Below are 24,200 nucleotides of genomic sequence, written 5' to 3'. Positions count from 1 at the left end.
CTATCCTATCCTTGATTATTCAAATTCGTGGTGATGGTTTACCGGAAAAGTATGAGCAATGGTGTTGACCTTTGACTCGCGGCTCATGCTTATCATGACGGGTAATAAGAGTATTAAAATGATGGTGGTATTTACCGCAACGAAGAACACCATGATGAGGGCGTATATCGCGAGTAAGAGGCTTTTCCTGTTGTCATTGAGACTACGGAAGCAAAAGCGAATAAAAAGAAAATAACCACCAAATAATAGGGCGATACCGAGCAACCCGTATTCAATTGCGGTATCTAACACAAAGTTGTGGGTGTAGATCGCCAGCTCATCATAGTTAAAGTAACTGATCATAAAGTTGGGTAACATTTTCGCGCCGACACCTAACACCGGGTGTTGAAGTAAAATATCTAGCCCATTGGCAAGTAAGAGTTTTCTATGAAGGTTCGACACCCAGCGAGCTTCACTTTGGTTGGCAAATAAGACGTCTTCTTGGGTTATTTCCAATGTGTCTGCTAACGTTTCAAACCCAACATAGAGTGTAGTTGCGACGGCAGTGAACACCATAAAGCTTAAGGCCAATAAAATGGTCCACGTATACGTTTCATTAAGTGATTTTCTCATCAGGTTTTTTACGAGCAGCTGGTCAAAGAAGAAAAGCAGACAAAAACCAAGTAGTGCTTTTCTTTCTTGCGACAACACCAGTAATACCAAAGCAACGAGCATCAAAAGGTGGAAAGCGCGAATTTTATCCCGATAAAGGTACAGTAATGAGCAAAGTACACCGAACCCGTATTTACTTACCCCGAGTAACTTAAACCCGCTTTGATAGCCTTGAGCAAAGTGCCATAAGGCAACGAGCGTACAGATGAAAAACAGCAGATAAGTGAAATAAACCATTACCCATTCATCATCAAACACGCCATAGGCGTACATTAGGCTAAGCAAGCAGAGAATTGCCAGCCATTGCACGGTTTCTATAACTAGCGGCATTAAGGGGACGCGATTTAGCAGGCCATTTAAGAACACATATCCAGTGAACAGTACAAGGAACCCCATACAGGGATGCATGAGTTTTTCAGCTTTTCCTTCCAATACCACTAATGCAGTAAAACCAATGGACAAAAGGCTTGCGATGTCTGATGGTGCTAGTGCTATTCCTCCAGCACGAAACTTCATAGGAATAAAGAACAATGCTAATAGGCATGCTGCAAGCAATGAGGCTCGATGGCTCGATGGCGCGGAGCTATTTGTTGGTGCAAAGCTGCTGGTAGATTCCATAGTAACCTTCACGAAATTTATCGATGGTGTAGAGAGAGGCCCTATTGACTGAGTATTGACTTGCAGCGTCATACCGCTCAACACTTTCACACAGCTGGAGCACTTTCTGGCTCAGCTCATTTGAGTTACCAACCTGAAATAAATATTCGGCACGTCCGGTGACGTCATCCAAACCGGGTACGTCCGATGATAATACGGGTAAGCCAGCTGCCATGGCCTCAACCGCCGCCAAGCCAAAGCCTTCGACATGCGATGATTGCACGTAAATGTCCATGTCGTTCAAAAACGCTGGAACATCAGAAACTACCCCATGAAAGTGAACACGTTGCGTGACGTTGAGCTTTGTTGCCAACGCTTGCAGTGACGATTTTTTTTCGCCATCTCCAGCAAGATGGAGCTCGTATCGTCTCGGTAAATGGACAAGTGCTTGGATAAGCGTTTCATGATCTTTATGTTGGTGAAGTCGGCCTACCATGCCAATCTTGATGACTGGTTTGTCGATTAGGTGGCTGGCGCACTTCGGCATCATAGGAAACCTTTTTAAATCAACGCCATTGTGCACCACGCGATATTTATGCTGGTAGCGAGGCATGAACTTCACCAGTTCATCTTGTACTTTTTCACTAATACTGACCGTCAAGTCGTGGCCCCAATATAAGACGTACTCCATGAACTTAAACAGCGGATAGTCACGTCGACGGTTGTAAGAACAGTGCTCAGTCTGGATTCGTTTTTTACCTACCGCCAATAGCGCTAGATAAATGGAAGGGTAGAGGTGCCCGTGAACGACATGCGGCCAACGCAGCAAACAGTATTTCTCACTCAATGACAAAGTGCGCCAGTTAAAACACTCTATCCCTTGGGCGGATAGCGTTGGTAAGTAATCATTTTCATCACATAAGACCAAAATTTTGATTTCGTATTCAGGCTTATGTTCTAAAACAAGGTCGACTAAGAACTTCTGAGCACCGCCGTTCTGAGAAAGATCATTAATAATATGTAGAATCTTGGTTTTCATGATTAATTGGTCAGATATTGCTGTTTAAGGTCGGTGATTTCTGCATTTGAGAAAAAGTGCTTCGTCAATTTAGAATTCAGCATTTCTTCAACGTACTCGGGTGTAGGTTGAAATTGCGTTTTGAATTCTTTCATTAGTGGCGAGTACCATTTGTTGTCTGACTGGTTTTCATAAACGACATCCACGGGGTAACCTAAAAAGCCTTCGACTGCGGAGTTAGCCTGCTTTAGCTTGTCACTTCGAATGACCAACAGTGAAAAGTTATTGTTATGGTATGTCTGATAGCCTACTTCGTGATTAAAAGGTTCGTTAAACACATCAATCCCTGTTAGTTGTTTGATTTCGTTGTCAAACCACTGCAGCGCATATTGATGATTCATGTGCTTATCAAATGCCTCTTGGAGTAACTGCGGACGTTCGGTACGGATTGCGCTATCATCTTTTAGGTATTTGTCCGCCATCCAAAACGGAAGTGCTTGAAAGAACATTGAAATATTTCGTCCGATCGGTTCACGCACCAGTGAGATAATTCGAACTTTTTTCTTGTGCTTTAACATACGGCTCATCGCTATGCGCTTGAGTCGTCGCTTTAACGCATTGATCTGAGGTTTATGCAATTGCGCTCTAACAGGGGATATCTGTTTTTGCGCATCGACAGTCATAAGGTCGTGCAAGTGAATCGAGTTAGGAATGGAATGTTCTAATGCACTCGAACCTACTTTGCCCATTTGATAGATCAATACCGGTTGTTCTTGGCTTTTCAACGTTTGGTACCAAGATGCGTTTGAGTTAGTAGGCGTATTTCTGGACATAAAGCGTTTCTCCTTCCTTAGTCTTGGCTTGTGTGATTAAGACGCCAAGAGATGGAACTGAGTGTTGTATTTGTTTAGATAACGCAAGGTTAACCAGTGATGATTTTGTCGATTCTGAGCGAATGACGGTAATCAGACCATTGGCATACTGACCAAGAATAAGTGCATCACTCACTGACAGTAGGGGCGGTGTATCGATAATGATCCGGTCATACTTATTTTGAAAATGTTCGAGCAACTTTTTAAAGCGTTCAGAAGCTAGCAGTTCCTGTGGGTTTGGCGGAATTAGGCCTGCCGGTAATACATCTAAGTTGGCTTCTTCTATATGTGTAACACAATCTTTGATTGGCGTATCCATAGTCAGGATATGCGTTAAGCCTGGGCTTGATTCAGCAATACCAAACCGTTTTGCGATGGAAGGTCGGCGTAAATCGCAGTCGATGATCAATACCTTTTCCATTTTTGAAAACGACACCGCCATATTGATACTGGTCGATGTTTTTCCTTCTTCTGGAATGGCAGAAGTAAAGGGCAATATCTTTTGCTTCGTGTTGGTTAGTCTGAGCAGAAGCGAGGTTCTGACGGAGCGGCAAGCTTCACTAAATAGCTTTTCTTCATCATCTAAATACGCGGTATAACTGACGCCGTTTTTACGCAAATTGCGTTTTTTGACCATAGGAATCACACCTAAACACGTAACACCAAGTTTTTCCTGCACATCGGCTGTGCTTCGGATAACTTCTCGCATCGTTTCTAAGATGATGATCAGAGCGCAAGCAATGGCAAAGCCAAAAAAGGTGGCAATCAGTACCAGTTTGATTCGTTGCGGTGCTACCGGAAATAGAGGGATGATGGCTTTGTCAGTAAAACGCGCAGTGACATTTTTGTAGTCGCTGGTGGCGTTGGTCTCTTTCTCACGATTTAAGAACGCTTCATAGAGTGCCTTATTGGATTCAACCTCGCGTTTTAACTGTTCATAACGCGCTTTTTGTGACCCTAACGATTGGAAGTCAGACTTTTTGTTATCGAGTTCTGCTCGAAGCATGTCCTCTTGCGCCTTTGCAGCAAGAAGGTCTTGTTGCTTGCTGAAGGAAATGTCACGAATGAGTTGCTGGGTTCTTGCTTGAATTTCAGCAAGCTGCGCTTTTGCCTGAATCATTCGGTCATGCTTGGGGCCGTAGCGCTGTGCCAGTTCAGAGAGATTTTTGGCTGCCTGTGCTTCCGATAATTTGAGGTCGCGGATCTGCGCTTGATTAGCGAATTCATCAATTGACAGTAAGCTGTCTAAACTTTGTGAAGATTTACGTCTTAACAGTTGGATTAACGTCTGCGCTTCAATGCGCTTATTAACAGCGACATTTAGCTTGCGAGTGAGTTCCTCTAGCTCATTGGCGTAAATTTCATCAATACCGTTTATATCGATCAACCCTTCTTTTAACAAGAACTCTTGCAGCGCTTGCTCAGAGTTACGTAATCGCTCCTCCAATTTTTGTGAGTTATTTGTCAACCAAGTAGCCGCATTTTGTGTAACGACCAATTTGGCTTCAAAATTTGCGTCAATGTAGGCTTGGCCGACCGCGTTGGCGATTGTTGTAGCAAGCTTAGGATCGGTAGAACGAAAGCGAATTCTGACTAATTGGGTGTTACGTACTGGCTCAATATCGAGTTTACTTCTGAAAGCTTGAAGCGCTTGATAATAGGACTCTGCAAACTGGGCAGTTTCTTTTGGGCTTGGCGCCACATTCAGTAGGTCTTGGACAAAAGGGATCGACTTTATTTGGTCGATTTTTTTATTTAACCCCCCTGAGCTTGTGAATTCAGGTAATTGAGTAAGGTTCAACTCTCTAATGACCTTATCTGCGATATGATTCGATTTTAAAATAGCGATTTGCGTTTGAAAGTACTCTTTTTTTGTCGTGTCGACGCCATATACTTCCTCGATTGAAAGGGCGCTTTTTTGTTCTTCTTGGATGAGTAGCGTTGCTGTAGCTTGGTATATCGATGCTTTGGAGTAGATATACCAAGTACAAGTTAATGAAAACAGAAGCGTGAAAGCTGCGATGCTTAGCCAATTCTTTTTAATCGCTTTAAAGTGATGACCAAAACGAATCAGTTCTACTTTGTTCATCTGGAGATTATTTGGATGAGTCCCGTTCATTTGATTCCCTGTCACTTAAAAGAAGCTCTGGTCGATAAATACAATGTCACCAGGCTCAACGTTGCGGTGCATACTGACACCCTCTATCGTTTGACCCGTTTTATGTTTGGTGAGGTTAATGCCTTTGCGTGAGGCTCGGTCGGTCAAGCCACCAGCTAAAGCGATGGCCTTTTCGATAGTTAATCCTGGTCGATATTCAAATCCACCTGGTTTCCTGACTTCGCCATTGACATAAAACAGACGAAAGTTATTGATGGTGACCATCACTTTTGGGTTGATGAGATAATCGCCTTTTAAGCCCGTTTCTATTTCGTACTTGAGTTGTTTCGGTGTTTTTTTGATTGCTTTGATTCGGCCAAGGTAGGGGTAATCAAAATAGCCATCTGACGTTATTAGAATATTTTTAATCGTAAGATCTTCTTCACCGTAGACCTGCACGGAAATGGTATCGCCCGTGTCGAGTAAGTAATCTTCCTCGTTTGAGTCAGCGTTGACCAAAGTGCTAAATAGCAACAACGCTACACTCATGAATGTGATGAATGCCTTCATTAATAATCCTTTTTACAGAGAAAACTGTGCGCTTAAAGTCCAAATGTTCTGTTCGAAGCTATAACCTGGTCGGTTAGAGGTTTTATCTTGGTATTGCCAGTCGGCTTGCAGCTGTATCCAGCGTTTAATTTGATAATCGATACCAAAAGATAGGGTGTAGCGATCGTCGTTTCTGGTGATCCCCGTATAGTCATCTTGTTGATAAATAGCACCTAAGCGAGTTGCAAGGTAACTATTCCAATCGTGCTTGAGGTTCAGTCGATAACGAGTTTGTAGGTTGTAATCGCCATCTTGATCTGGGTTAACTGCCGATTGAGTGGTTTTCACGCTGACTAGAGTTTGTTCTTGAGGCAGCCATTCAAAGCCGATATCCCAACTAAATCCTTTAAATGTCTCTCGGTGAGCGCTGTCAAAATCTTTGATTTGATAACCGAGTCGAGCGATGCCTTTGGTTTTTCCTGTGACTTCCCATTCGGCACCGGTGTAATAGAAACTGGTGCTATTATCTTTGGATGGTTGCGAAGAATTTCGGTGCTGATAGTCGGTTACTATTTGTTTTGTCCCAACCAACCAATAGGTTCTTGGCGTCGCCCTTAAATAGAATTCCAAGTGTGCATTGGGGGCTCGAAAATCGTTGTATTTTGTTTTAGCGTTTGTGCGCCCAGGGAAGCCGTCACGGTAGTTTTGATAGGTTTTATCACTGTAGCCTAAACCGAATTCGAGTCTGCCTTTTGCACCGTTAGAGCCAAAGACATAATTGGTTTTTACATCGTTACGGTTGAACTCTATTGGTGAGTCGATTGCGCTACCATTACCTTCGGTAATATCTTCTCCTCGAACTTCATGCTGGGCGCGAAAACGGTAATCAACCACTAAACGATGACGATGATTGAACTCAAAAAAGTTGGAAAACTGAAAGGTATGATCGTCGAAGTCGTTGCGGTCATCGGATGAAAAACCTGCTTTCAACTTGTATAAAATATCTGCGCGATAGCGATTCCTTTCTATACGTGCTAATAAGCTTGGCTCTATACCCCAAATATTGACCGATTCTACATTGCCGGATTCCTCCGCTTTGTTGATGTTGTCATCGCCCTCGTAGAAAGTTCTTACGAGGGGAATAAACTCAATGCCAGACTCAGTTTGGTAAGCCATCGGTTCTGCGAGTAAGCCAGTTGAAAACAGACTCAATGCTATTGCCATTGTCAGTTTCTTCATAATCTCAACCTTAGTAAGCGTTAGCACCAGTGAACCCTTTGAAAACGGTCATGAAGATGATTTTGATGTCCATCCAAACCGACCAGTGGTGGATGTAATCCAAATCAAATTCGACTCTCTTTTCCATTTTTTCTAAGGTGTCTGTTTCGCCGCGATAGCCATTAATTTGCGCCCAGCCAGTAATGCCTGGTTTTACTTTGTGACGTAGCATGTATCGGTCAACAATCTGGCGATACTCTTCATTGTGCGCCACGGCATGAGGGCGTGGACCAACAATAGACATGGTCCCTTGCAGTACATTGATAAATTGAGGCAGTTCATCCAAAGAGGTGCGACGCAAAAAACCACCAAAAGGCGTAATGCGTGGGTCGTTCTTTGTCGCCTGTTTCACGTGAGGGCCTTGATCCATAGTGGTCATTGAACGGAATTTCCATACTTCAATCTTGCGTCCATCGAGGCCGTAACGATGCTGTTTAAAAATGACCGGACCTTTAGAGGTCAGCTTAATGCCAATCGCAATGGTGAGCAGGACTGGAGAGATCAAGGCTAAAATAATGCTCGAAAACAAGATGTCTTCAAACCGTTTTACCCAGGAAGAAATTCCAGCAAATGGCGTATCAAATACGCTGAGCGTTTGAACTTGGCCGATTTGCGCCCAACGAGAATGCAAAAGGTTATAGGTAAAGAAGTCAGGAATCAGATACGTATTTGCGGTGGTGTCTGAGAATTGGTTAAGAAGCGATGCAATACGTTCTTTTGCGTGCATTGGCATTGCGATATAGACGTAATCCACTTCCCCTTTCTTGGCTCGCTCAAGAGCGTGGTCAACTGCCCCTTTAATAGGGTAAGCAGAATTTGGCAATCTGTCGGAAGAACGCTCATCGTAAAAGCCATCAAAAAGCACACCGTGTTCAGTGTGGTTTTGAATTTCGTTAGCAAGGGTAATGCCGTGAGGAGTTTGGCCGATGATTATTGCAGTACGAGTGTTGAATCCTTTTTTTCTTAAATAGGCTAATCCGGTACGGAATGTCACTCGCCATGCCAAAAGTAGAGCGGGCGTAATCGCAAACCACAATGCCAGAATAGTGTTATCAAATAAGTCATAGACTTCCGAAAAATACAGAACAATAAAGATAAGCGCGGAAGTAACTGCCCAGGCCACACAGACAATAATCATCTGCTCTTTAAACGAACTGGTTCGCCAAGAGCGGTACAGATTGCCGCTTTCTGCCATAAATAGAAAGGAGATGCCTCCAACAAAAGCCAGTATGACGTAATCTTTCCCCATCGCAGTATTCATGTCTTTGAACACTAAAAGCAGCATAAAAGAGACGATGACAGCAAGATCTGAGATGCGATATAAAAAAGCGAACTCCATCTCGTGAGAGCGGATAAGTCCTTTTTGTTTCATGACTCAGTTTCCCTTCTTACACGCTACCGCCCTTGGGTGTCTCCCCCAATTGCCGTGTCGTGAGCGTTATTAGTAGTTGGTGAACAGAGCATTCTGTTGAATGCTTCTAAGTTTTTTGTCACGTGTAATTTCGTTGATAAGTGTAAAAATTTGCGTTGTTGAGGTAAGTGGAAATAAGAATGAAATTTAGACCTTTGGCTAAGTTTGGCGGGTTAGGAAAAAGCTGGTACTTACTCATGAGGGATGAGGAAAAGTATTAAAAATGAAGTATCAGTACAAAGACAATGGTTTATGTAAAGGTAGAAGAAACGGGTGATCTTATGGGTTAACGATTAATGATTTAGTATCGAATTACTTATATTTATTAGGATAAAAAAATCCCTCTCAAGTGAGAGGGATTTATTGTGAATCAGGACGAAAGAATTATTCGACTTCTACGCCGTTTTCTTTGTATAGGCGGCGGCATGCACGACCATCACTGTGGAACAGGTGACAACGGTGTGCTGGAATACCAATCTCGATTTTATCGCCGGTATCGACTGCGAGCGTGTCAGGCTGACGGAAAATAACGTCTGCGTCTGCGCCTTCTAGGTTTAGGTATACTTGAGTTTCATTACCTAGCTTCTCTACAATCATCACTTCACCGTGAATGCTTGCATCAGCTTCAGAAGCGGATAATAGGTGCTCAGGGCGAATGCCTAAAGACATGCGATCGCCACGGTTAACCGTTGTGCCATCCACTGGAATCCAGAAAGATACGCCATTAGATAGTTGAACTTTGACGCGCTCTGCTTCTACTTCATCAATGAATACGCTCATGAAGTTCATTTTCGGAGAACCGATAAAGCCTGCTACAAAGCGGTTTTGTGGGTAATGGTAAAGTTCAAGTGGCTTACCAACTTGCGATACATAACCGCCGTCTAGTACAACGATTTTATCTGCCATTGTCATTGCTTCCACCTGATCGTGTGTTACGTAGATCATGGTACAACCAAGTTGACGTTGTAGCTTCGTGATTTGCGCACGCATGTTTACACGCAGTGCGGCATCCAAGTTTGATAGTGGTTCATCTAGAAGGAATACATTAGGTTGCGATACCAGTGTTCGACCGATAGCCACACGTTGACGCTGACCACCTGAAAGCGCTTTTGGTTGGCGTTCAAGTAAGTGACCCAGTTGTAGAATTTCTGCAGCCTGTTCAACACGTTTGTCGATTTCTGCTTTGTCTGCTTTTGCTAATTTTAAGCCAAATGACATGTTGTCATATAAGTTAAGGTGTGGGTAAAGAGCGTAAGACTGGAATACCATACCAACACCACGTTTGGATGGTTCGACGTCATTCATGCGCTGGTCACCAATATACAAATCACCTGAAGTAATGTCTTCAAGACCGGCAATACAACGTAAAAGGGTAGATTTACCACAACCTGATGGACCTACGAAAACAACAAATTCACCTTCGTTGATTGTTAGGTCTACGTTCTTAGAAATCAGTACGTCGCCATACGCTTTACAAACATTTTTTAACGTGACACTCGCCATGTAGCTCGTCCTCGATCAATTTTTTATTATTCACCGCTCATCATTATATGAATTATCTAGCGAGCAGTAACAGTAGGAATCGGTAAGTTATTGCGGTTGGTAAGAAAAGTAGGGTAGCACTTCAATAAAATGTCCTGAATAGAAGTGCTACCCATCATAGCCAAGTACGAGTTTCTCTCCCCCACATTATTCGTGTTGTCTCCCCCGTGAAATAATTACCACAAACAACACCAATAATGACATTCCACTCGTCTGGCAATGCAAAACCAGCAAATCTTTTTCCTAATACGTAGGCACTGCTGGGAAAGGGTTCTTACCATCCACTCTTGGATGACTGAAGTTTGTAAGATTGTGCGAGGTGCGACATCCTCCTAATAGAAATAATTGTAGGGGGAGTAGGTAGGGAGGAGTAAAAAAGGAGGAGGAATAAAGCAGTTGGTCGGAAATCACATTATTGCACCACCTAAAGTTGAAACCGATCACAGGAAGTATCCGTTTTGTGATTTGAGTCTCTTACCCTTGGCGATTTAGATCACGAAAATACGTCATAATTGTAAGGGCGTAGGGATTAGGAGGATGAGACATATTGGATTATTTCAGATGATATATGTCGAAATACGGCTGAACCTCAATGGACTAGCCCTACATCAAAAATATAAAAAGGATACGAACATGAAAAAGTTAAGCGCTGTAGCACTAGGTACTCTTGTTGCTTTGGGTTCTTTTGGTGCTAATGCTGCCATCGAAGAAGGACAACTTACTATCTGGATCAACGGCGACAAAGGTTACAACGGCCTTGCTGAAGTTGGTAAAAAATTCGAAGAAGACACTGGCATTAAAGTGACAGTGGCTCACCCAGATGGCCTTCAAGACAAATTCCCTCAAACTGCAGCGACTGGTGACGGTCCTGACATCGTATTCTGGGCTCACGACCGTTTCGGTGGTTACGCAGAAGCTGGCCTGCTAGCAGAAATTAAACCTTCTAAGAACATTCAAGAAGGTATTGTTGATTTCGCTTGGGATGCAGTACGTTACGACGGCAAATTGATCGGCTACCCAGTTGCGGTTGAGTCTCTATCTCTAATCTACAACAAAGACCTAGTTCCAAACCCACCAAAGTCTTGGGAAGAAGTTGCAGCGCTAGATGCAAAACTTAAAAAAGACGGCAAGTCTGCAATCATGTGGAACCTAAAAGAACCGTACTTCACTTGGCCACTAATGGCTGCTGATGGCGGCTACGCGTTCAAATACACTTCTGAAGGTTACGATGTTAAAGACGCTGGTATCGCGAAAGAAGGCGTTAAAGACGCAATGAGCTTCGTCAAAGGCTTGGTAGACAAAGGCGTAATCTCTGCAGATATGGACTACTCAGTATCTGAGTCTGCATTCAACCAAGGCAAAACAGCGATGACGATCAACGGTCCATGGTCTTGGGGCAACATCGAGAAGTCTGGCGTTAACTACGGCGTGACTACGCTACCTAAGTTCCAAGGTCAATCTTCTAAGCCATTCGTTGGTGTTTTAACGGCTGGTATCAGCACTGCGTCTCCAAACAAAGACCTAGCGGTTGAATTCATTGAGAACTACCTACTAACAAACGACGGCCTACGTATGGTTAACAACGATAAGCCTCTAGGTGCGGTAGCGCTTAACTCGTTCCAACGTGAACTAGATTCAGATACTCGTATCGCTGCGACAATGGACAACGCGATGAATGGCGAAATTATGCCAAACATTCCTCAAATGAACGCATTCTGGGGCGCGGCTAAGAACGCAATCATCAACGTAGTTGATGGTCGTCAAACTGTCGATGCAGCATTGGCAGACGCAGAAAAACAAATGACTAAATAATTAAGTAAGACCTTTTTAAGGAGGGGGCAACTCCTCCTTACTTTTCTATATTTATTCTATATTCGCTAGCAGGTTCCCTATGCAGTCAGTTCAAGGTACAAATGCTATGACAGCACCAGAAGCCAGCCTTCCGAGCAGCAAAAAAGTGTTCATGAAATGGTCACTTTTAGGCACAGTCGGCATTATCAATGGCTACGCAACAATCCTTATGTATTCACGCGGTGAGATTGCGTTTGCACTACTTACGATCATTCTTACCGCTTTAGCGTTGTTCATCTTTGGTAGTAAAAAGACGTACGCACACCGTTACATCTACCCTGGTATCGCAGGGATGATCCTTTTCATTCTTTTCCCTCTGGCGTACACCATAGGTTTGGCGTTTACCAACTACAGCGCGAAAAACCAACTCTCTTTTGATCGTGCGCAGAGCGTACTTTTGGACAGAACTTATCAAAGTGGTGATAGCTACCCGTTCACTTTATATAAAACGGATCAAGGACATCAGCTTGTGGTTGAAAAAGATGGTGAGCTACTTGCTACGCCCACTTTTCAGCTAGATAGCCTTTCAGCATCGGATCTTGACCTATCGCCAATTGAAGAAGCAACGGGCGAGAAAGAATCAATCAAGACGATTGTTAAGAGCCGTAATACGTTGAGCAGTGTTGATTTGCATCTGCCGAGCGGTGAAGACATCCGCATGAGCGGGTTACGTAAGTTTGCGGCAGTTGTGCCTTTGTACACGCTGCAAGAAGACGGCGAAACGCTTTACAACAACCGTACTGAAGAGACGTTACGTCCAAATATGGAAGTAGGTTACTACCAACCTGTCGATGAAAACGGTCAGTTTGTTGGTAGCACAGTGTCTCCTGGCTTTGTGGTGAATATTGGCACACACAACTTTGAGCGTGTGTGGAAAGATGATGGCATCAAAGAGCCGTTTATCAGTATCTTTATCTGGACGATTGTGTTCTCGGCACTCACCGTACTATTTACGCTTGTGATTGGTCTTGTTCTAGCAAGTGTTGTTCAGTGGGAAGCATTAAAAGGCCGCTCGGTTTACCGACTCTTACTGATTCTGCCTTATGCGGTACCGGCGTTTATTTCTATCTTGATCTTTAAAGGTTTGTTTAACCAAAGCTTTGGTGAGATCAACATGCTTCTGGAAGGTTTGTTCGGTATTAGCCCAGCTTGGTTCTCAGACCCATTCATGGCGAAAACCATGATTCTGATTGTGAACACGTGGCTTGGTTTCCCTTACATGATGATTCTATGTATGGGTCTACTAAAAGCGATTCCTGATGATTTATATGAAGCGTCAGCAATTGATGGTGCGAACTTTATTACTAACTTTACTCGTATCACGCTACCAATGATGTTGAAGCCGTTAACACCGCTGTTGATTGCAAGCTTTGCCTTCAACTTCAACAACTTCGTGCTTATCCAGTTGTTGACAGGCGGTGGTCCAAACATGATTGGTACGTCAGAACCTGCGGGTTACACTGACCTATTGGTAAGTTACACCTACCGAATCGCATTCGAAGGTGCGGGCGGTCAAGACTTCGGTCTAGCAAGTGCAGTAGCAACACTTATCTTCCTATTGGTTGGCGCATTGGCACTTATCAACCTACGCGTAACTAAAGTAGCTCAGGACTAAGGAGAGATTACAATGGCAATGGTACAAGGTAAGTCATTAAAGTATCGTGTTTGGGCTACTCATATTGCGATGTGGGCATTCTTGGCACTGATTATTTTCCCTTTACTGATGATCATCGCGATTTCATTCCGTGAAGGTAACTTTGCAACGGGTAGCCTGATCCCAGACAATCCAACGCTTGATCACTGGAAATTGGCATTAGGTTTCTCGGTGACTAACCCAGACGGTACAGTTACACCGCCACCATTCCCAGTCATGACATGGCTGTGGAACTCAGTAAAAGTGGGTGGTATTTCTGCAATCCTAATCGTGGCGCTATCAACCACATCAGCTTATGCGTTTGCTCGTATGAAGTTCAAAGGTAAGAACACTATCCTAAAAGCGATGATGATCTTCCAAATGTTCCCTGCGGTATTGGCATTGGTTGCCCTATACGCGTTGTTCGACAAATTGGGTCAGTACATTCCTTTCCTTGGTTTGAACACGCACGGCGGCCTGATCTTCGCTTATTTAGGTGGTATCGCCCTGCACGTTTGGACGATTAAAGGCTACTTCGAAAGTATTGACTCTTCGTTAGAAGAAGCGGCGGCACTGGATGGTGCGACACCATGGCAAGCATTCCGTTTGGTATTGCTTCCATTGTCTGTGCCAATCCTAGCGGTAGTATTCATCTTGTCGTTCATCATGGTAATTGGTGAAGTTCCTGTAGCATCACTACTACTTTCTGATGTAGACTCGTACACACTTGCAGTGGGTATGCAGCAATACCTATATCCACAAAACTACTTGTGGGGTGACTTTGCAGCAGCTGCTGTACTTTCAGCAGTGCCAATCACTGCCGTATTCTTACTTGCTCAACGCTGGTTGGTTGGTGGTCTAACCGCTGGTGGTGTGAAAGGATAATCTCTTGTGGTCTGAGATTGATAAGAATAACTAGAAAAGGGCGACCACATGGTCGCCCTTATACGTAGCACGGATATTACAATTTTGGTTTGGCCGCCGATCAGTAATATCTTGGCTTTTATTGGCGTTACGCATAGCTGGCTGTTAGCTTAGTTCCTTACGATTCAATCACTAACAGTTTTTGTAACCATAACCTGAGTTTTGACTCAGGTTTTTTTATACCTGTTAAATACAGTTGTTCAATAAGCGGATAAAGATTAGCTGCTTTGCAATGGATTACACAGGGCTAGGAGAATGCCCTGCGTAGCACTTCACATAAATAACCTGAGTTCAGGTATCAGTAAAATTGAGGTAGGTAAGGATTAAAACTCTCGACTGGAGGGGGCACATCCAACGTATTGAAGCAGCGTGTATAAGCTTTCTTGCTGTAGTGCGACGCGACGAAATAAATTTGCAAAGGTGACATCACCGCCAAAGCAGGTTTGAATGTAATGGTTAATTTCTGTTTCGTTATACCCCTCGACGTACATGGTTCTTACCCACTGGTACTCGACCGCTTTTAAATTGGTCAACGTCTCTTCACTTAAGGTCGTTTCTTTTAGTCTCAAGATCCAAACTCTATCCAACTCCAAAATAGTGGAAGGATTTAAGCAAAGCTAGGTGAAGGATTTATGACAGAGGAGGCCGAGTGTGAAGCAAATGGCAAAACCATGATGTTGCTCCACACTCTGGTTATAAGTAACGTTGAGGTAGTCAATAGCGTTCTTAACGGATGTAGGTTACTTGAGATACTTTACGTGCGCTTCCATCTCTTCCCCGATTTCTTTGCGCATGTTCATAAGGCGGATAGCGGATTGTTCCAAGGCTTTATCTTCATCAGATTCTGGAACCCATTTCGGTACGTCGGTTGGTTTTCCGTTTTCATCCACAGCAACCATAATAACGATACAGTGGGTGGTGAGTCTGTTTTTCATTTGCTTTGGGTCACTGGCTTGCACGTCAATCGCGATGTGCATTGAGCTTCGTCCGGTATAAATGACTTTCGCGCTAACTTAGACTAAGTTGCCGACATGAATCGGCGCAACAAAACGAATACCACCTGCGTATGCAGTAATGCAATACTTGCCACTCCACGCTGCAGAGCAGGCGTAGGCTGCTAAGTCGATCCATTTCATTACGGCGCCGCCGTGCACTTTTCCGCCGAAATTGACGTCACTGGGTTCTGCTAAAAAGCGAAGGGTAATGTCTCTTTGACCACTGCTCATCTGTCTTTCCTTGATGGGTTATTGTTTTCCCAATTTAGCAGCAAGATGAATTTTCGGGAATAGAGAATGAAACAAAATATTAACTTTTATTCGAACGCTGAAAACAAAAAGCCACAGCGTAGTTCTGTGGCTTGGGGAACTGGGATTAATTGGCGGTGGAGGCAATCTCAGAATTGGGCAATGGCTTTCTGTGTCGTATTTTTATTTGCGACAGGATAACGCCAGAGATGACTAACAGCCCACCAATAATGTGGTAAGCGTAAATTTTCTCACCAATCAACGTTGAAGCAAGTACGACAGAAACCACGGGCATTAAGTTCATGAACATGGCACTTGAATCAGCGCCAATTGAATCGATCGCTTTCACCCACATTAACGGCGCAAAAATGGAAGCCGCAATGCCAGCATAGGCGATTAATGGTAGCGCGTCTTGGCTTGGTAACAGTTGTTCACTAGAGAGCCAAAGTGGTGTAAGCATCACAACCGAGAAGAAGCCTTGCATGTAAACCAGAGTCAAACTACTGAAAGGCATCTTCCAGCGTTTTAGCAGCACGCAATAAGCCGCGTATACCATGGCTGCAATCAGCATAAGGCTATCACCTTGGGTCATGTCTTGATGTAAAAAGTAGGTGATATCACCATGACCAAGCATAAACGCCAAGCCGCCGAGCGAAATCACACCACCGACGATACTTAACATTGATACAGACTTGCCTAACAGAGGAACACTTAAAAACACACTGATCAAAGGAACCAAAGAGGTAATCAGTGCCATGTTGGAAGCCGTTGTCGTTAAACCAGCGTAGTAGCCAAGTGATTGGTTGAGCACCATGCCAAGTAACGCAAGAAATGCCAGCTTAGTTAAGTAAGGTCGAATAATGTGTCGTTGTTTGATGATCGCAGGCAGACAAAATGGAGTTAGAAGTACCATTGCGACAAACCAACGATAGAAACTCATCGCACTTGGTTCAATGGCGCTTGCTGCCATCTTATTCACAATTGAGTTACCACCCCAAATCATAACGGTGAAAAACGGAAGTAAATAAATCATGAGAACCCTATAGCACAATTATTGATGACGCTAGTCTGGCAGGTCTTTATAATAAAAAGTATCTCTTAAAAGACATCGTAAGCGATAGGAAGACAATTTTGAAAAAGAGCGCCAGAAATCTTCATCCCTCATTATCAATCGACCGCGCACCATCGGATGTATTTATGAATTTTGAAGCCTTTCTCTCTAATACAGAAACGCGAATTCATAGCCATCCTTGGGGGCAAGTGCAGCTGATCAGCGGTGGGATCCTAGAGATGGATGCAGAAGATACAAGATTTCTAGCGCCTCCGCATCTTGCAATTTGGGTTCCTGCTGGAATCCGTCATACTAGTTACAACCGTAAACCTATCGAATATTGTTCTTTGAACATTGCCCCTGAATTGACGGCGCACTTTCCTACCAAAACGAGTCTGATCAAAGTGACTCCAATCGTGTCGTCCATTATTGAGGACTTTCGCCAACGAGACATTAACGTGGCGCAAAGTGATGAAGACAAGCGCTTGGTCCAGGTGTTATTGGACCAGCTCGCAAAGCAAGAAGTGGAACACCACTTTTTGCCAACGACCGATAACAAGTATCTTGAACCGATCTTAAAAGCAGTAGAAGAATCGCCGACGGATGAGATCAGTTTGGCGGAGTGGGCGGAAAAAGTGCATACCACAGAACGCACGTTGGCGAGACACTGTCAGAGTGAGTTGGGCATGAGCTTTACTGAGTGGCGTTTACGTGTACGCTATTTGCATTCTATGGAGTTGCTGCGTAAAGGGCAGACCGTGAAAGAAGTCGCGCTAACGTTAGGTTATAACCAAGCCAGCCCTTTTATCGCGATGTTCAAGAAATACTCCGGTATGACACCGGAGCAATATAAGAACCGCTTATTATAACTGAGCCAGAACGTAATTCAGACCACCGACCACGGCTGCAACTTGCGCATCGTTGCACTCTTCGTCGGTCACTGTTGGGCTGTCTGGGTACACTTCCGTTGTCGTGCCGTAAACGCAATTTGTTACGCCGCCACACAGACCCAGCTTCACCATTGGGTAGTTGATAACGCCAAACTGTACGACTGGTGAACCAATGATTTCGCCATTTTCATCTGCAGGTGCAATGTGAGTCACTTTCGCAACCGATTCAATCACCGCTTTTTGAAACTCGGGTTGAGGGTTTTCACTATCTCCAACTGTGTAAAAACCGTCTGGGATCATGCCCTCGATGTACTCAATGCCATCACGAGCGGCAAGCGCAGGACGGAACTCTGTTTCATCGGAGTCTGTCGTTTCATGTAGATCAATGTGCATTAACACATCGCCTAAAGTTGCAACGAGCTTCATGAGGTTAGCGGACTCTTCGGCAGGGCTGTCTTCATAGAAAGAGCGGTTTGGATCAATCGCGTTTGGATTCCAGCGGTTGATCACCTCGTAACCCCAAGGGCTCACGCAAGGTGCAACGACAATATTGAAATGCTCTGCGTAGCGCTCTGCTTCTGTTTCTACAAACTTTAAAGCGCCATGTACACCGCTGGTTTCATAACCGTGTACGCCGCCTGTGACCAAAACAACAGGCTTCGTTGAATCCCAGTTGCGAGTTTTGATACAAAACAGAGGGAAACGTGCCTCGTTGTATGAGAGCGCACCGTATTGTTCAACATCAAAACGCTCGCGTAGGGCATCGATTTTACTGACGACTTCATCTTGGTAGCTACGTTTTACTTCTTGCGTTGCTAACCAAGCTTTACGTTCTTCTTCGCTCCAAGGTTGGCCAGGGGTACCGATTGGGTAAATGTATCCACTTTTCATCTATACTTTTTCTTTTGACTGCTGAAAGGTATCACAAGACTAGACCTGTCTTATCTTAACGGCAATATAAAACACCATTTGGGATAGTATTCTTTGCAAAATCATCACTTTGATGAGTGGTTTATTGGTGTTACATTTTGTTACTTACTCAATTTCATATAAGAGACAAAAAATGGCTGGAGCAAGTTTACTCACACTGTTGGATGATATTGCCACGGTACTCGACGATGTCGCCTTAATGTCGAAAATGGCGGCAAAGAAAACCGCTGGTGTGTTGGGTGATGACCTAGCGTTAAACGCTCAACAAGTGTCTGGTGTTGCATCTGAGCGAGAAATTCCAGTGGTTTGGGCGGTTGCGAAAGGCTCCTTCAAAAACAAATTGATTTTAGTTCCTTCAGCATTGCTAATTAGCGCGATTATTCCATGGCTTATCATGCCATTATTGCTAATTGGCGGCTTGTTTCTCTGCTTTGAAGGGGCAGAAAAGGTGCTTGAGAAAGTGTTCCCTCACTCGCATCCGCACGAAGAAAAAGAAGAGTTAGTTAATACTGGCGAGTCGATAGAAGAGTATGAAAAACGCAAAGTTGCTGGTGCGATTCGAACGGACTTTATTCTTTCAGCGGAAATCATTGTGATTGCGTTGGGTACCGTGACTGGGGCGAGCCTTGTGACGCAAATCTTAGTGGTGAGCTTAATTGCAGTCATCATGACCATTGGTGTTTATGGCTTAGTAGCAGGCATCGTGAAATTGGATGACTTGGGCTTCTACCTTGAAATTCGCTCAAAAGGTAAGGGCTGGATGGCGAAAGTCGGCAGTGCTTTAGTTGCTTTTGCACCAAAGCTGATGAAGTTGTTAACGATTGTGGGAACTGCCGCGATGTTTTTAGTCGGCGGGGGGATTGTAGTGCACAACGTACCTGCCATTCATCACTTTGTAGAGCCGATTATTATGAACTTTAGTGGTCATTCGGTTGCTACAGCGATTCTGCCTATTTTGCTTAACGGCATTATCGGCTTTGTGGCGGGGTTGATTGTGGTTGCTGTGTGGGCTGCTGTAGAAAAAATTCGCGGCCACTAGTAATCACAGCCCAAAGCAAGACAAGAACAACAAGGGTCATGACTTCTTTTCACAGAAAGGCATGACCCTCTTTTATGGATGGAACGTCAGTAAAGTAGTTACTTCACTTTCCACTCAATTTGTTCATTTGCTCGAATAGGCACAACGATATCATTGCCAAATGGCATCGTTTCCGGCACATCCCAAGCGGATTTTTCTAACGTTACCGTATCTGTGTTGCGCGCAATGCCGTAAAAATCAGGACCATTGAAGCTTGAAAACGCTTCCAAGTTTTCCAGCTTGCCTTCATTCTCGAATACTTCTGCATAAAGCTCTAGCGCTGCGTGTGCAGTGTAAGAACCAGCACAACCGCAAGCGGACTCTTTTGCCCCTTTCGCATGTGGTGCCGAGTCTGTACCTAGGAAAAACTTCTTGCTACCACTAGTTGCTGCTTCGATCAGCGCTTGCTGGTGGGTTCCGCGCTTAAGAATTGGCAAACAGTAGAAATGAGGTTTAATACCACCCACAAGCATATGGTTACGGTTGAAAAGAAGATGGTGAGCAGTGATGGTAGCAGCTACGTTATCTGAGGCGTTATTAACGAAGTTTGCTGCGTCGGCGGTAGTGATGTGTTCTAGAACGATTTTAAGATTAGGGAAGTCATTGACGATAGGAGCGAGGACAGTATCAAGGAATTCTTTCTCTCGGTCGAAGATATCAACATCGTGATGTGTTACTTCGCCATGAACCAAAAGTAACATTCCGACTTCTTCCATCGCTTCGAGAACGTGGTAAATGTTCTTCGCATTGGTCACACCGGAATCTGAGTTTGTGGTAGCTCCAGCAGGATAAAGCTTGGCAGCAACAATGTTTCCGGTGGCTTTAGCCTTACGTATTTCATCTGGTGTGGTGTTGTCTGTGAGGTAAAGCGCCATCAAAGGTTCAAACTGTTCGCCATGTTGCTCTTTTAGAATTCGGTCACGGTAGGCTAGGGCGAGCTCAGTTGTAGTAACTGGTGGGACGGTATTTGGCATGATCAGCGCACGGCCATTGTAGCGGCTGATGTCGCGAACGGTGTCTTTAAGAACTTCCCCATCGCGTAAGTGAACGTGCCAGTCGTCAGGACGAGTGATTGTCAGTGTTGTCATTAATTGCTCCCACCATTGAAAAGTTGTCTGATTGGAGCCCAAGCGCCGTATTTGCTTTTGAGCAAACGCTTGCGCTTAGGCGACAGGATGATAGAGGAATTGCCCTCACATTTCATCCCATTTTTCACTTTTCTACAGAGTGAGAGTGTAAGTGATTACTTCATTGTTAACCAAAGCGCGTGGATCGTACCCGGCAGAAAGAAGAAACACGTCAATATTAGGTTAATCAAAAAGTCTTTATTTAGACCTTTCTCCATAAACACCGCGACAGGCGGAAGAAAGATACATAACAAAATCAGAACCAGTTTTCTTGTATCCATAATTAAGCTCCAAATCAATAAATGGGGGCAGTGATAACTCAGATGAATTATGTGTGCCGTATCACACTTTATCAAACGGTATTTGGTCAGAACGATGTTAAAAAACGCGAATGTTGAGTGTAGTAAATACTTGTCGCTCAAACCAAATTTATAAGAATAGCATTCAGAAAAAATTGAGTTGGATGAAGCGGCAATAGACTCTGCACCTTAATGTGATTTGGGTATACAATACTGCAACAAATAAAAAACACCCTGTAGGAAGAAGGCTATGTCGCAACCCATTTTGTCCCAAATTAATGTTTTTCCGGTTAAGTCAGTTGGCGGATTATCGCTGTCGTCAGTATGGGTTGAGAAGCAAGGATTGAGCTTCGATCGTCGTTTTATGATTGCGAAAGCTGATGGCGCTATGATTACCGCGAGAAAGTATCCGCAAATGGTAACCATTAAGTCCGCCTTATTGTCCGATGGAGTGGTGTTTAGCAGTTTGGGGATGGAGCCGCTTAAAATCCGTTACCAAGATTTCAAAATGCAGGAGACACCTGCAACGGTTTGGAAAGATACGTTTACTGCCTATACCACGACAGATGATGCAGATGACTGGTTTAGTCGTGTGTTGGGGCAGCGCGTTGAGTTGTTGTTTAGTGGTGAGCAATCGAATCGTGTCCGTGAAAAGCTAGGTCAAAACGTCAGTTTTGCTGATGGTTATCCGGTTTTAGTGATCAGCCAAGCTTCACTTGATGAGCTGAACCGAAGAAGTTCAGAGCTACATTCAATGGATCAGTTCCGTACTAACTTAGTGGTCTCTGATACCAAGCCGTTTGAAGAAGATTCATGGAAGCGCATACGAATCGGTGAGGTAGAGTTTGAGTCTCTCAAACCTTGCGAGCGCTGTATCCTGACTACGGTGAATACTCAAAGAGGCACGTTCCGAGAGAGCAAGGAGCCACTTAAAACCTTACAACAGTTCCGTGCAAACGATGTCGGTGGTGTGTTCTTCGGGCAAAATCTTGTCGCGCGAAATGAAGGCATTATTCGTCAAGGCGATAAAGTTGAAGTATTGGAGTACAAAGAACCGGAGTTTTACGCAGATAACTCGCCAGTGCGCATGACGTTAACATGTGTTGAGCGTGAAGAAATCGCCCAAGACTTCTTGACCTTATGGTTAGAACCAAACAAAGGTTCTTTACCTAATTACTTGCCAGGACAACACCTGCCAATAGAGGTGAATATTGATGGTAAGAAAGTGGGCCGACGCTATACGCTATCATCCAGTCCGTCTCGTCCGGGTCGCTATGCTATTTCTGTTAAGCGTATTGCAGGTGGAAGAGTCTCTAATTCGCTCTTAGACAATTTACAAGTCGGTGATGTTTTAGAGGCAGAACAACCTGATGGCCAGTTCCACCTAAAAACTCATGAAGCGCAGCCTCTATTGTTACTCTCTGCAGGCAGTGGAGTAACACCAATGCTATCGATGGTACGTTACTTAGCGGATCACAATCAGTTGGAGAACGTGGTTTTCTACCATCAATGTCGTACCGAAAATGATATTCCTTGTCGCTCTGAGTTGGAGCAGTTAAAGCGTAAGCACCCGGGGTTAGAAGTGAAAATCTGCTTGACGCAGCCTGCCGTTGATTGGTTTGGGTTAAAAGGGCGTTTAAGTTTGTCACACATTAAGCAAATCAAAGATATTGAACAGCGCCAAGTGTTTGTGTGTGGTCCTGATGGTTTTATGGAGAAAGCGAAAAATCTCCTACTAAGAAAAGGGCTGCCAGAAGAAAACTACCATCAAGAAGCGTTTGGCGTATCTTCAGTCACTTCAAGACCAGAGAAGAGCATAGCGATCGATTTTAATGGGACGAAAGTTGTAGGGAATAATCAGAAAACGTTGTTAGATCAGCTTGAAGACGCAGGGAAGGTTGTTAGCAATAGCTGCCGTGCTGGCTTATGCGGAGCGTGTAAGGTTCAGCTTACGTCGGGTCAAGTACATCATCCGGACGTGCCTGCGTTGACAGATGAGGAACGTGCGATGGGAACCGTATTGGCGTGTTGTGCTGTTCCAGAGACGGACGTGACGGTAACAAACTAAGCGAGAAGGCTCCCCGGTTCTCAATAAAAACGCTGCTAACTTTAGCAGCGTTTTGAGTTTAAAAGTGAACGGAAAATATCGCTTAGTCGTAAATCGTCGGGATTGGCTGACGTTTGTGCTGCGTTGCTTTGTAAATCGCTACCAGACGATCACTCACTTGCTGCGGAACGGGTTTGCCTTCTAAGAAGTCATCGATCTGTTCATAAGTTAAGTTCAGAGCATCTTCATCTGCTTTTTGCGGCTCTAGTTCTTCTAGATCTGCCGTTGGTACTTTCTTAACAAGTAGTTCTGGTGCGCCTAATGTTGCAGCCAACTCGCGGACTTGACGTTTGCTTAAACCAAATAGAGGGGCAAGGTCGCACGCGCCGTCACCAAACTTAGTATAAAAACCGGTGATGTTCTCTGCTGAGTGGTCTGTTCCCAATACTAAGCCGCCAACGTAACCAGCGATTTCATATTGTGCAATCATACGAGCTCGCGCTTTTACGTTACCTTTTACGAAATCAATTTTGTCGGCTTCAGTCGGAAGCAGGCCCGTCCCTTGCAATGCGGTATCAGTCGCCGCATGCAAACCGTCAACACCATCTTTAATGTTCACAGACACAGAGTGTGTTGGCTTGATGAAAGAGAGTGCCAGTTGCGCTTCATCTTCATCTTTTTGCTCACCGTAAGGCAGACGTACTGCGATAAACTGATATTTGTCAGTACCAGATTCCGCATTCAATTGTTCTACTGCAAGCTGGGCAAGGCGACCTAACGTGGTTGAGTCAACACCGCCACTAATGCCAAGCACCAGTGACTTACAACCTGCTTCTTGTAGCTTACGCTTAATAAAAGCAATACGGCGTTCAATTTCAAAATGCGGATCAATTGAAGGGAGTACACGCATTTCATCACGGATGGATTGTTCCATTTAGGGTTCCTTTTCCTGCAAATATTTCAGACACCAAAGCCCGCTTGCTCAAATGGTGATAAACCATGCAATTGAGACTGATAAACACGACTTTAGGGTCAAAAGCTGTAAAGATTAGTAGTATCATACCGAAATCATCAGATTAGAAAACTCTCTTCAACCAGGTAATCACCGGA

The 24,200-nt window shown here is 44.3% G+C and carries 20 protein-coding genes and 1 pseudogene; 6 read left to right on the top strand and 15 right to left on the bottom strand.

The features are described 5' to 3' along the window. Positions 1-15 precede the first annotated feature (15 nt). The 8 genes from L3V30_RS12555 to malK form a co-directional block, all read right to left on the bottom strand. Positions 16-1,269 (bottom strand): O-antigen ligase family protein, encoded by a 1,254-nt coding sequence (locus L3V30_RS12555; RefSeq protein WP_237309034.1) that lies wholly within the window; start codon positions 1,267-1,269, stop codon positions 16-18. Then, entirely contained in the window at positions 1,235-2,287 is a 1,053-nt protein-coding gene (locus L3V30_RS12550) for a glycosyltransferase (protein WP_237309033.1), read from the bottom strand. The genes L3V30_RS12555 and L3V30_RS12550 overlap by 35 nt, the downstream gene beginning before the upstream one ends. 2 nt (positions 2,288-2,289) lie before the next feature. Next, positions 2,290-3,099, bottom strand: coding sequence for a putative capsular polysaccharide synthesis family protein (locus L3V30_RS12545; RefSeq protein WP_176319697.1), 810 nt, complete (start codon positions 3,097-3,099; stop codon positions 2,290-2,292). Next, a complete protein-coding gene (locus L3V30_RS12540; RefSeq protein WP_237309032.1) occupies positions 3,077-5,257 on the bottom strand; it encodes a polysaccharide biosynthesis tyrosine autokinase in 2,181 nt (726 codons plus the stop codon). The genes L3V30_RS12545 and L3V30_RS12540 overlap by 23 nt, the downstream gene beginning before the upstream one ends. 15 nt (positions 5,258-5,272) lie before the next feature. Then, positions 5,273-5,785 (bottom strand): polysaccharide biosynthesis/export family protein, encoded by a 513-nt coding sequence (locus L3V30_RS12535; RefSeq protein ID WP_031780257.1) that lies wholly within the window; start codon positions 5,783-5,785, stop codon positions 5,273-5,275. A 33-nt stretch (positions 5,786-5,818) separates the two neighbouring features. After that, positions 5,819-7,024: an outer membrane beta-barrel protein gene (locus L3V30_RS12530; RefSeq protein WP_237309031.1), complete on the bottom strand. Its 1,206-nt coding sequence runs from the start codon at positions 7,022-7,024 to the stop codon at positions 5,819-5,821. A 10-nt stretch (positions 7,025-7,034) separates the two neighbouring features. Continuing rightward, complete coding sequence (locus L3V30_RS12525; protein ID WP_005392488.1) at positions 7,035-8,435, bottom strand: undecaprenyl-phosphate glucose phosphotransferase; 1,401 nt, start codon at positions 8,433-8,435, stop codon at positions 7,035-7,037. Positions 8,436-8,858: 423 nt separating this feature from the next. Next, a complete protein-coding gene (gene malK / locus L3V30_RS12520) occupies positions 8,859-9,977 on the bottom strand; it encodes a maltose/maltodextrin ABC transporter ATP-binding protein MalK (protein WP_005375271.1) in 1,119 nt (372 codons plus the stop codon). 672 nt (positions 9,978-10,649) lie between these two features. Between malK and malE the strand changes: the two genes are divergently transcribed. The 3 genes from malE to malG all read left to right on the top strand — a co-directional run bounded on the left by malE (position 10,650) and on the right by malG (position 14,385). Beyond that, a complete protein-coding gene (gene malE, locus L3V30_RS12515; protein WP_005375272.1) occupies positions 10,650-11,828 on the top strand; it encodes a maltose/maltodextrin ABC transporter substrate-binding protein MalE in 1,179 nt (392 codons plus the stop codon). Between the two features lie 79 nt (positions 11,829-11,907). After that, positions 11,908-13,482 carry a maltose ABC transporter permease MalF gene (malF, locus tag L3V30_RS12510; RefSeq protein ID WP_031780258.1) on the top strand — a complete coding sequence of 525 codons (1,575 nt, stop codon included), beginning with the start codon at positions 11,908-11,910 and terminating at the stop codon, positions 13,480-13,482. Between the two features lie 12 nt (positions 13,483-13,494). Further along, the gene (gene malG, locus L3V30_RS12505) at positions 13,495-14,385 is read left to right on the top strand and encodes a maltose ABC transporter permease MalG (RefSeq protein WP_005375275.1); all 891 of its coding nucleotides are present in this window, start codon (positions 13,495-13,497) and stop codon (positions 14,383-14,385) included. A gap of 362 nt (positions 14,386-14,747) precedes the next feature. Here the strand turns inward: malG and L3V30_RS12500 are convergent, their stop codons facing one another. The 3 genes and pseudogenes from L3V30_RS12500 to L3V30_RS12490 all read right to left on the bottom strand — a co-directional run bounded on the left by L3V30_RS12500 (position 14,748) and on the right by L3V30_RS12490 (position 16,701). Then, complete coding sequence (locus tag L3V30_RS12500) at positions 14,748-14,993, bottom strand: hypothetical protein (RefSeq protein ID WP_005375277.1); 246 nt, start codon at positions 14,991-14,993, stop codon at positions 14,748-14,750. A gap of 171 nt (positions 14,994-15,164) precedes the next feature. Then, positions 15,165-15,650 (bottom strand): annotated as a pseudogene (locus tag L3V30_RS12495) (acyl-CoA thioesterase). 145 nt (positions 15,651-15,795) lie between these two features. Further along, positions 15,796-16,701: a DMT family transporter gene (locus L3V30_RS12490; RefSeq protein ID WP_074189861.1), complete on the bottom strand. Its 906-nt coding sequence runs from the start codon at positions 16,699-16,701 to the stop codon at positions 15,796-15,798. 98 nt (positions 16,702-16,799) lie between these two features. On the opposite strand from L3V30_RS12490, the gene L3V30_RS12485 reads away from it, so the two are divergent. Continuing rightward, the gene (locus L3V30_RS12485) at positions 16,800-17,588 is read left to right on the top strand and encodes a helix-turn-helix transcriptional regulator (RefSeq protein ID WP_048625321.1); all 789 of its coding nucleotides are present in this window, start codon (positions 16,800-16,802) and stop codon (positions 17,586-17,588) included. Here the strand turns inward: L3V30_RS12485 and L3V30_RS12480 are convergent. Continuing rightward, positions 17,583-18,500: a M14 family metallocarboxypeptidase gene (locus L3V30_RS12480; protein WP_225461261.1), complete on the bottom strand. Its 918-nt coding sequence runs from the start codon at positions 18,498-18,500 to the stop codon at positions 17,583-17,585. The two genes, L3V30_RS12485 and L3V30_RS12480, sit on opposite strands and share 6 nt — an antisense overlap. 172 nt (positions 18,501-18,672) lie before the next feature. On the opposite strand from L3V30_RS12480, the gene L3V30_RS12475 reads away from it, so the two are divergent. After that, on the top strand, positions 18,673-19,578 hold the full coding sequence (locus L3V30_RS12475; RefSeq protein WP_005392495.1) for a DUF808 domain-containing protein: 906 nt from the start codon (positions 18,673-18,675) through the stop codon (positions 19,576-19,578). Between the two features lie 98 nt (positions 19,579-19,676). Here L3V30_RS12475 and pyrC read toward each other — a convergent pair whose 3' ends face one another. Both pyrC and L3V30_RS12465 read right to left on the bottom strand, forming a co-directional pair. After that, positions 19,677-20,705 carry a dihydroorotase gene (gene pyrC, locus L3V30_RS12470; protein ID WP_048625318.1) on the bottom strand — a complete coding sequence of 343 codons (1,029 nt, stop codon included), beginning with the start codon at positions 20,703-20,705 and terminating at the stop codon, positions 19,677-19,679. Positions 20,706-20,860: 155 nt separating this feature from the next. Next, positions 20,861-21,025, bottom strand: coding sequence for a YqaE/Pmp3 family membrane protein (locus tag L3V30_RS12465; protein WP_005375297.1), 165 nt, complete (start codon positions 21,023-21,025; stop codon positions 20,861-20,863). Between the two features lie 268 nt (positions 21,026-21,293). Here L3V30_RS12465 and L3V30_RS12460 point away from each other — a divergent pair, with 268 nt between their 5' ends. Further along, on the top strand, positions 21,294-23,111 hold the full coding sequence (locus tag L3V30_RS12460; protein WP_225461260.1) for a hybrid-cluster NAD(P)-dependent oxidoreductase: 1,818 nt from the start codon (positions 21,294-21,296) through the stop codon (positions 23,109-23,111). Positions 23,112-23,193: 82 nt separating this feature from the next. Here L3V30_RS12460 and nadE read toward each other — a convergent pair whose 3' ends face one another. Next, complete coding sequence (gene nadE / locus L3V30_RS12455) at positions 23,194-24,024, bottom strand: ammonia-dependent NAD(+) synthetase (RefSeq protein ID WP_006742205.1); 831 nt, start codon at positions 24,022-24,024, stop codon at positions 23,194-23,196. Positions 24,025-24,200 lie beyond the last annotated feature (176 nt).

The sequence above is a fragment of the Vibrio sp. A1-1 genome (assembly GCF_021728175.1).
GTDB classification, from domain to species: Bacteria; Pseudomonadota; Gammaproteobacteria; order Enterobacterales; family Vibrionaceae; genus Vibrio; species Vibrio diabolicus.
This window is presented reverse-complemented; position numbering and strand designations above follow the sequence as displayed.